6 protein-coding genes are annotated in these 9,577 nt (G+C 70.6%); all 6 read left to right on the top strand.

The window, feature by feature from the left end:
* The coding region (locus ACOADB_RS05905) for a hypothetical protein (protein ID WP_378597017.1) at positions 1 to 880 on the top strand (880 nt) is incomplete at its 5' end.
* Positions 877 to 1,653 carry a hypothetical protein gene (locus tag ACOADB_RS05900; protein WP_378597015.1) on the top strand — a complete coding sequence of 259 codons (777 nt, stop codon included), beginning with the start codon at positions 877 to 879 and terminating at the stop codon, positions 1,651 to 1,653. The genes ACOADB_RS05905 and ACOADB_RS05900, both read left to right, overlap by 4 nt.
* Positions 1,650 to 3,662 carry a type IV secretion system protein gene (locus ACOADB_RS05895; protein WP_378597014.1) on the top strand — a complete coding sequence of 671 codons (2,013 nt, stop codon included), beginning with the start codon at positions 1,650 to 1,652 and terminating at the stop codon, positions 3,660 to 3,662. The genes ACOADB_RS05900 and ACOADB_RS05895 overlap by 4 nt, the downstream gene beginning before the upstream one ends.
* A 53-nt stretch (positions 3,663 to 3,715) precedes the next feature.
* Positions 3,716 to 5,221, top strand: a complete 1,506-nt coding sequence (locus ACOADB_RS05890) for an SCO6880 family protein (RefSeq protein WP_378597013.1) — start codon at positions 3,716 to 3,718, stop codon at positions 5,219 to 5,221.
* The gene (locus tag ACOADB_RS05885) at positions 5,221 to 6,768 is read left to right on the top strand and encodes an ATP-binding protein (RefSeq protein ID WP_378597012.1); all 1,548 of its coding nucleotides are present in this window, start codon (positions 5,221 to 5,223) and stop codon (positions 6,766 to 6,768) included. Before ACOADB_RS05890 ends, ACOADB_RS05885 begins: the two co-directional genes overlap by 1 nt.
* 61 nt (positions 6,769 to 6,829) lie before the next feature.
* The coding region (locus ACOADB_RS05880; RefSeq protein ID WP_378597011.1) for an endonuclease/exonuclease/phosphatase family protein at positions 6,830 to 9,577 on the top strand (2,748 nt) is incomplete at its 3' end.

The following is a 9,577-nucleotide window of genomic DNA, read 5'->3' as shown; positions in this document are numbered from 1 at the left end:
GCTGCATCTGATGCGGCGCGCAGCCACGAAGAAGGCCGAAGGCGCCACCGAGTGGGGCCGGGGCCGTCTGCTCGGGATCCTGGTGGCCGCCGGCGTCGTGGCTGCGCTCCTGCTCGGCGGCGTCGGGTACGCGGTCTACCTGGCGCTCGCCGGCATCGGCGACGACGCCAACGCCACGCCGGGAGTGGCCGCGGGCGAGACCGACCGCTCGACCGTGGCCCAGGGCACCGCCCACCGCGACGAGATCGCGGCCGCGCCGATGCTGACCGTCCCGGAGAGCGCCGCCTTCCCGGCCGACAAGGCCAGCGAGACCGCGCCCACTATCAAGATCCCGGCCGGGACCGGCGTGAACGGCCCCGGGTTCGTCATGACCGGGTTCCCCCACACCCCCGAGGGCGCGATCGGGCAGCTCGCCCAGATCGACACCGCGGTCCTGCAGTCGATGAGCCTGCAGACCGCCCAGGAGGTCTACAACACCTGGGCCCTGCCCGGCGGAGTCAGCGCCGAGGACTGGTGGATCACCGTCAGTGTTCGCGCCTTCCTCACCAGCACCGACATGGGCGAGGTCAAGGACCCCAGCGCCTCGGTGACCCTCGAGCCGGCGGCCGCCCTGGTCAGAGGGACCGACGGCCCCGACTGGACAGTCGTCTGCGTGCTGATGAAGGTCACCGCGACCTACAAGCAGGAGGCCCAGATCGCGTTCGCGCACTGCGAGCGCATGCAGTGGGTCGGCGGCCGCTGGATGGTCGCCCCCGGAGCACCGCCGGCACCCGTACCCGCGACCTGGCCCGGCACCGCCCTGGCCAACCAGGCCGGCTGGCGCACCTGGTCGACCGACAACACCACCGACCCCAGCTACTCGGGAGACGAGCACCAATGAGCAACCTGATGACCGACAGCAACTCGCGCGGCAACCTCCTGCGCATCGCCGCCCTGGTGGCCATCGCCAGCCTGGTCGCCACGGCCGTCTGGCTCGGCGCCCGCGGCCGCGCCGACGGCAGCGACAAGACCACCACGGGCGACCCGGCCTCGTCGTCGACGCAGTCCTCCGGCGTCGAGGAGACCGCCCCTGAGACCGCGCCCACCGACGGCGTCGTCATCCCCGGCGGCGCCGACCGGGCCAACGGCTACCCGACCGGATTCCCCCAGACCGACCTGGGCGCCGTGGCGCTGCAGATCGAGGTCGCCAAGGCACAGGTCGGGTTCGACTACGACCAGGCCGTCACCGTCGCCGGCCTCTACGCCGACCCCGCCGACAAGGCGGTCTTCGAGGAGCGCGCCCGCGACGCCGTCGCGCTGCGCCGCCAGCAGACCGGCGTCCCCGAGGACGGCGACGTACCCGCGCCCGCGTCGTACGCCGTGACACCGATCGCCTACACCCTCGAGGCGCTGGGCACCGAGTACTACGCGGTGAACCTGCTGAGCTACGTCACGCTCACCACCGCCGACGGCGAGGTCAAGGACGGCCTGTACGCCGGCACCCAACTCATGCGGTGGCTCGAGGTCGATGGTGTCTGGGACTGGCGGCTGGTCCAGGGCAGCTCCCAGGACATCGAGCACCTGGTCCAGCAGGGCCAGCCGCAAGCGGTTGCCCCCAACACCCCGGAGTTCAAGCAGGCCGGCTGGGTGCCGATCAACGGAGCTGCGCAGTGACCGCCCCGACGACCCGCCCGTCCCGCACGGGTCGCGGAAGCCTGATCCGCATCGGGATCGGCGCACTCGCGGTCCTGCTGTTCACCACGCTCCTCGGCGCAGCCTCGACCTTGCAGCCGCCGGCCGCAGCGGCCGCCGACACCGCGATGTCGACGACGCTGAGCACCGCAGCGCCGGCCGTGTCCGCACCCGCCGAGACCGCCGGCCACCTCCCAGCGCGCAACCTCAAGCAGGGCTGCCCGGGTCCCGACGCCCTGTGCGACCTCGGCGGCGACGCGCTCGAATGCGCCGAAGACCCGATCGACTGCGGCAAGGACGCAACTGACGGGGTGACGGACGGCGTCACCGGTGCACTCGACGGCCTCGGCGGGCTCGCCGAGGACCTGCCCAGCCCCGGCAACCTGATCCCGGACGGGCTGCCCGGCTGCGGCCTGCTGGACGCGGTCTGCGACGGGCTGGGCAGTCTCCCCGGCGTTCCTGGGCTCCCGAACCTCGGCGACCTATTCGGAGGCGGGATCCCCGGCCTCGGCGACATCCCGAACCCGTTCGAGGCCATCGGCGACGTCATCGCCAAGGCCGCTGCCGACGCCTGGACCGCGGCCATGCTGGCGATCTGGAACAGCGGCCTGTTCGTGCTGCGTATCGTGCTCACGTTCAGCGAGCTGTTCTTGACCCCCGACCTGCGCGCCGACGGGCCCGGCAAGGACGTCTACACCTTCACGCTCTGGCTGGCGCTCGCCATGGTGGTCATCTTGGCGATGATCCAGCTCGGCGCCGCGGCCTTCAAGCGCGAGGGCAAGAGCCTTGCGCGCGCCTTCATCGGTGCCGGCCAGTTCGTCATCGTCTGCGCCTGCTGGTTCGGATACTGCGCGATGATCGTGGCGGCCTGCGGTGCCCTCACCCGGGCCCTGATGAAGTCGCTGCTCAAGGTGCAGACCTGGCCCGACTGGGACCCCCTGGGCGGCCTCGGCGCCGAAGACATCTCCGACGCGGCGGTGGCCACCGTGCTGGCCTTCCTCGGGATCTTCCTCTGGCTGGCCGCCATCGGGCACATCCTGGTCTACCTCGCCCGCGCAGCCTCGCTCCTGGTCCTGACCGCCACCGGCCCGCTGTCCGCAGCCGGGTTGGTCTCGGACTTCACCCGCTCCTGGTTCTGGAAGAGCCTGCGCTGGTTCCACGCCGCGGCGTTCACGCCCGTGCTGATGGTGATGGTGCTCGGCATCGGTGTACAGATGTCCAACGGTGTCGCCACCCACCTCGCCGACGGCGCGCAGAAGTCGGTCGGCACCGCACTCCCGGCGGTCATGCTGATCCTGGTCAGCGTCGTCGCACCGCTGGCGTTGTTCAAGCTGCTGGCCTTCGTCGACCCCGGCACCCCCTCGGGTGCGTCGTTCCGGCAAGGCATGGCGATCCAGGGCGGCCTGCAGGGACTACTCGGCGGCGGGGCGTCCGGTGGCGGCTCTTCGGCGGCTTCGGCCATGGACCCAAGCGGCCGGTCGGGCGGCGAGCAGAGCGCCGAGGCGTCCACGGGCGACCGGTTCAACAAGTCCACCCAGGGCGTCCTGGGCAGCTTCGGCCCCGTCGGCCAGGCGATGTCGACCGGCATGGGCTGGATCAACAGCGCCGGCGCCAAGGCCACCTCGCTGATGTCGGATGAGTCCAACCAGGCCGGTGTCGGGCAGAGCACCTACGGGCCCGACTTCAGCGGGCTGGGCGGCAGGCAGTCCGGTGGCCAGTCCGGGGATCAGTCCGGCGGCAGCCACCCCGGGTCGCAGAACAGCGGCGACGACGACCCGCCGAGTCCGCCGATGCCGCCTGCACCTCCCACTCCGCCGACCCTGCCCACGGGCGGTGGCCCCGGCGGCGGCTCCGGCGGCCAGGGCGGCTCCTCCGGTGGAGCAGGTGGCGCGGGTGCCGCACCCAAGACACCCGCTGCTGGCGGCGGGGGAGCGGCTGGCGGTGCCGGGGGCGCCGGAGCAGCTGGCGGAATCCCCCCGGTCGCGGTCTAACCCGATTCGCGCAACCCCGGTACGGACCCCGACGAGATGGAAGGAACCCATCGATGACCACCTACGCCGACTACCAGCGCGACCGGATCGGCTGGTTCTTCGGACTATCCGGAGGCCAACTGATGTTCTTGTCGCTGGTGAGCCTGCCGGCGTTCTGGGCGATCAGTCGCGGAGCTTGGTTCTCCGCCCTCTTGTTCGCCATGGTCTGGCTGTTCGCGCTGGCCATCACCATCATTCCGGTCCGGGGCCGCTCGGCCACCGGCTGGGTGTTCGCCTCGACGATGTACGCCGTCGGCGGTCTGCTCGGATGGACGTCGTTTCGGGCCAAGGCCTCCCAGGGTCGCGCCGAGGACCTCGACACCCCGGACCTGCCCGGTGTGCTGCAGGGCATCCAGATCCACGACGGGCCCCCGCACGGCTCGCAGCTGCAGCGGGTCGCGATCATCCAGGACCACGCGACCAAGACCTGGGCGGTCACCGCCGCGATCGTCCACCCGGGCATCGGCATGAAGGACCTCGAGGAGCGCACCCGTTACGGCGAGGGGCTCGCCGGGCTGATCGACGTCGCCGGCCGCACCGAGAAGGTCGAGGAGATCCTCTTCATGGTGCGCACCGTCCCCGAGGACGGCGCCGAGCGGGAGCTGTGGGTCAACAAGCATCGGCGCCCCAACGCCCCGGAGCTGTCCGAGCTCGTCAACAGCGACCTCGCCCACGGACTGACCCGGGCCTCGGTCCGCACCGAGATGTTCGTGACCATCGTCGTTCCCGAGACCCGGATCACCCGGTCGGCCAAGGAGTCCGGCGGTGGCCTTGAGGGCCGGTGCCGGGAGATCTATCTCCTCATGGCCGAGATCGAGGCCCAGCTGCGCGGTCCCATGGGGATGACCTCGGTGCGGTGGCTGACCAGCCCCGAACTCGCACTGGCGAGCCGGACCGGGTTCGCTCCGGGCGACCGTGCCGGCATCGTCGAGGCGCTGGCGATGCGGGAGAAGGACGCGAGAGTCAACGCCGACGTCCCCTGGGCGATGGCCGGACCCTCTGGCGCCGATGCCACGGTGCGGCACTACAGCCACGACGCGTGGAACTCGATCAGCGCCACCATCAAGCTGCCCAGCCGTGGCGCGGTGATGGGGGCGCTGGCGCCGATCCTCACCCCGAGCGAGTCCGGCGAGCGGCGCTCGTTCCTGGTCGCCTACCCGGTGGTGTCGCAGTCGAAGGCGGACCGGCAGTCCGGCAACGCCGAGTGGGCAGCCGACCTGGCCGAGGGGATGAACGAGAAGCTCGGCCGAAAGACCCGTGCCAAGCAGCGCGACGAGGCCTACAAGGCCCGCGGTCTGGACGCCAAGCTGGCCCGCGGCAACGCGCTGACCCGGCCCTACGCCGTGTGCACGGTCACCGTGCCCAAGACTCTGCGGATCACCGAGTTCGGCCGCCGGCTGGACGCCTCGGTGCGCCGCGCGGGGTTCGCGCCGCTGCGGCTCGACCTCGCCCAGGACACCGGGTTCGCCGCCTCCACCATCCCACTGGGCACCAGCCTCACCCGGTCCGGAGACGCCTGATGTCCACCCCCGCACGGCGCAACCGCCGCAGCGCCAAGGCGGGTCGGGACATGGCGGCGCTGTTGTCGGACTTCGGCCACGACCTGCTGACCACCCCGGCCCCGGCCCGCGAGGCCAAGGAGCCCCGATCCTTCAAGTACGCCCCTCGGCGGGGCGCAGCACGACCCGGTCGCGGCTGGGCGCCAGCCAAGGCCCCGGCCCAGGCGTGGCGGATGACCAGCGATCAGTCACCGGTGCTCTGGCCCTTCGTGTCAGCCCCCGCACTGCCCCCGACCGGGGCTCAGATGGGCGTCGACCAGCTCTCCGGCGGCTCCTTCTACTGCGACCCGTTCGGATGGGTGCTGCGCGACGACGTCACGGCGACCAACCCGAACATCTTCCAGTTCGCCAAGCCCGGCACCGGCAAGTCAGGCACCACCAAAGCCTTCTGCAACCGGATGATGCCGTTCGGCTACCGCACCCTGGTCCTCGGCGACCCGAAGGACGAGTACGAGTCGCTGTGCCGAGCGCACGGCGTCGAGCCGTTCGTCATCGGCCCGGGTCTGCCGGCCCGGATCAACCCGTTGGCGATGGGCCCGCTCGGACACGGCTGGGAGAAGCTCTCGGCCGAGGAAGCGCAGCGGCGCACCACGATCATCTTCAAGCGCTGGCTCGTGCTGGTCCGCGGGCTCGTCGGCAGCATGAAGATCGACGAACAACGACGCGTGCCCTTCGGGCCCGACGAGAGCGACGTCGTCCGCAACGCTCTGCAGATCCTCACCGGCTACGCCGCCGGGAACTCCTCGCTGCGCGAGACAACGATCCCGCAACTGTGGGAGCTGCTGCGCGATCCGTCTGAGGACCTCGTCAAGGCTTGCGAGTTCGGAACGAGACGGCAGTTCCTTGACGAGACCAGGCTGCTGCGCAACGCGCTCGGCGAGCTGGTGACAGGCACCCTGGCCGGCCTCTTCGACGACTTCACGAACGTCGAGGTCGACTGGCGGGCACCGATCCAGTCGTTCAGCCTGTCGCGTCTCGATGGCCTGGGCGACGAGGCCGTGGGCATCGCGCTGCTGTGCATGAACTCGTGGGGCCGCGGGCTTCGCGAGATCGCCGAGCCGGGGGATCTGCGCATCGTCGTGCGTGACGAGGTCTGGAAGCAGATGCGGCTGGGCGTCGCCGCAGTCATGAGCTTCGACGCCGACCTGCGGCTCTCGCGAGGCATGGCCGGCAAGGGCGGCGACATCCAGTTCGCCAACCTCCACAAGCCCTCCGACCTGCTCTCGGTCGGTGACGCCGACTCTCAGGCCACCATGATCGCCAAGGACCTGCTCGAGCTGGCCGACATCAAGATCCTCGGCGGCCAGAAGCCGAGAGTGGCGCGCGAACTCGACTCCATGCTCGGCCTCGGGCCGATCGCCCAGGACATGGTCTCGGGGTGGGCGATGCAGGACAAGGGCCGGGCTCTGTGGTGCATCGGCGAGGCCACCTACAAGGTCCAGACCGTGCTCCACCCGCTGGAGAAGGAGCTCTATTACACCAACGAGGCCATCGAGGCCGCAGGTTAGAAGTTCCGATGAATTCTGACGATTCCAGCCGGAACATAAGCGCCCTCGGGACTGATCTGTAGTGAAGAAGCTGCTGCTCGCCGGGCTGCCCCTCCTGATCATCGTCGCCGGCATGCCGATCCTGGCCACCCTGATGGTGCTCATGAGCACCACCGCGGCCGCCGAGTGCCGCACCCAGACCAGCCAAGGAACAGCACCGACCGCGCTCGGCGACCTCGGCAACATCGACGGGCCGATCGGCGGCCCGGTCCAGGGTCAGATCGGCGTCGCCTCGGCGAACATCCCCACCCGTTCCGGCCCGGACGGCTTCCGAGCCTCGATGCCCAAGGTCCTCTCGACCAACCCGGACTTCGTGACCCTCAGCGAGCAGAGCGCTCGCAGCCTGGGCTTCATCGAGTCAGCCGCCCCCGGCTACTCGGCCTACCGCGCGCCGGCGGAGAGCGGCGCCGACGCGATCGAGTCGATGGGCAACGTCGTGCTCTGGAAGAGCGACACATGGGCCCTGAGAAGCTCCGGGCGGGTCAAGCTTGCCGACGACGACAAGACCTTCTACAACGGGCGCCCGGTCACCTGGGACCGGCATGCCACCTGGGCGCTGCTGGAACGCAAGAGCGACGGCGCCGTGGTGTCGATCATCGCGACCCACCACATGACAAACCCGCACAAGTACCCCCGCCAGCACGGCAACCCGCCGCTGACCCGGCCCCAGCAGTACGGCGCCGGCATGGACATCCTGCTGCAGCTGCGCAACTCACTCGCGACCCACGGCCCGGTGCTCATCGGCGGCGACATGAACACCCACGCCTCCTACACCGACCTCCCGTGGGCGGCCGCGGCGAAGATGAGGGCCGCCGGTTACGGCTGGCAGAACCACGCCGTCGACTTCATCTTCTTCCCCCAGCACCAAGGCGTGCGCCTCGAGCGCGGCTGGTCCGGGACCATGGTCTCCGACCACCACTGGATCGCCGCCCGGCTGGCCATGAACGGCGCCGGCCCCGAGGACGCGCCCACCTCCGACACCGAAACCGGCGACGGAGCCGTGCCCGCCGCGCACACCGCCACCGGCGGGCCACCGACCGGCGACGTGCTGTCCCAGCTGATGCGGCTGCAGTTCGCGTCCAACTACCCGGCGCTGACCGCTGAGCAGGCCCGCAACGCGATCACCATCGCCCAGGTCGCCCGCGACCTCGAGATCCCCCGGTACGGCCTGCAGATCGCGATCGCCACCGCAATCCAGGAGTCCAAGCTGGTCAACCTCACCGCCGGCGACCGCGACTCCGCCGGCCTGTTCCAGCAGCGCCCCTCCGCCGGCTGGGGGAGCCGCGCGGAGATCACCAACCCCGTCCTGGCCGCCCGCGCCTTCTTCGGCAAGGCCCAGCACACCGCGAACCCCGGCCTCCTCGACATCCCCGGCTGGTCGAAGATGCCGCTCACCCAAGCCGCACAGGCCGTCCAGATCTCGGGCTACCCCGACGCGTACGCCCAGTGGGAAGACGTCGCCGGCGACATCACCGACCTGCTCGGCCCAGATCTCCCAGTCCTGCCCGGGTCTGACTCCGGGGGCTCCACCACCAACGTCGCCGGCTGCCAGGACGACACCGTCAACCCGATCACCGTCGGCACCCTCAACCTGCTCGGTGCTGGCCACACCGACGGCAAGCCCGGCGGCGGCGGTGAGAAGGCCGGCTACGAAACATGGGACAAGCGACTCCCGGGCGCGATGCGCACGATCGAGAACGCCGGCGTCACCATCGCCGGCCTTCAGGAAGTGCACGGCCCCCAGGCCACGGCACTGGCCGAGCGGTACGCGGCGAAGTGGGGCATGTACCCGGCCACCGGCAAGGCGCAGAACAGGGTCATCTGGGACCGCAACGAGTGGGAGCAGACCGACGCCCGCCTCGTCCAGATCCCCTACTTCGGTGGCAAGGACGTCGGGATGCCCCTGGTCCAACTGACCGGTGCCGCCGACAGCCCGCACGCCGGTCAGGTGATCTGGGTCTGGAGCATCCACAACCCGGCCAACACCAACGGGGACGCCGCCGCGCACCGCAAGGAGGCGCTGCGTCGTCAGCTGGCCACAATGACCGGCCTCGCCGGCACCGGAACACCCGCGGTGATCCTGGGCGACTTCAACGACGGCAAGGACGGTCAGAACGCCTCCCACTGCGCCCTCACTCCCGAGCTCAGCAACGCCTTCGGCGGGTCGGCGGAGCCGTGCAAGGTGCCCAAGAAGGACGCGCCGATCGACCACGTCTACGGCACCAACCTCACCTGGGCCAACGCCAGCGTCGACAACAGCACCCAGACCAGCAAGATCGCCGACCACCCGCTGGTGGTCGCCACCACCTCCGGCAGCAGCGCCGGCTGCGCCGTCGCGACGGAGACCAACTACAACCTCGGCCCGGTCAAGCCGCAGCTGACCCAGCTGGTCAACGTCCTCGGCCCGATGTTCGACATCAAGACCGTCGGCGGCTACCGCGAGAGCGCCACCGACCCCAACGGACACCCCGCCGGGCTGGCCGCGGACTTCATGGTCCCGCTGAACTCCGCAGGCCGAGCCCAGGGCGACCGGCTCGCGACCTACGCCAAGGCCCACGCCAGTGAGCTCGGGATCGACTACCTCATCTGGTACCAGCGGATCTGGTCCGTCGTCCGCGCATCCGAGGGCTGGCGTTCCATGGAGGACAGAGGCAGCGAGACCGAGAACCATCTCGACCACGTCCACATCAACGTCAAGCCGGGCGCCTCCGTGCAGCCCGTGGGCCTCGACGGAGCGGCCTGCGACGAGGTCGTCTACCCGGTGCCGTCA

Source organism: Nocardioides sp. CPCC 206348 (assembly GCF_048654705.1).
In the GTDB taxonomy this organism is placed as follows: Bacteria; Actinomycetota; Actinomycetes; order Propionibacteriales; family Nocardioidaceae; genus Nocardioides.
This window is presented reverse-complemented; position numbering and strand designations above follow the sequence as displayed.

What these genes read in the sequence shown, in the direction of transcription:
- ACOADB_RS05900 (WP_378597015.1), top strand. Translation starts at nt 877, where the DNA reads ATGAGCAACCTGATGACCGACAGCAACTCGCGCGGCAACCTCCTGCGC.
- ACOADB_RS05890 (WP_378597013.1), top strand. Translation starts at nt 3,716, where the DNA reads ATGACCACCTACGCCGACTACCAGCGCGACCGGATCGGCTGGTTCTTC.
- ACOADB_RS05885 (WP_378597012.1), top strand. Translation starts at nt 5,221, where the DNA reads ATGTCCACCCCCGCACGGCGCAACCGCCGCAGCGCCAAGGCGGGTCGG.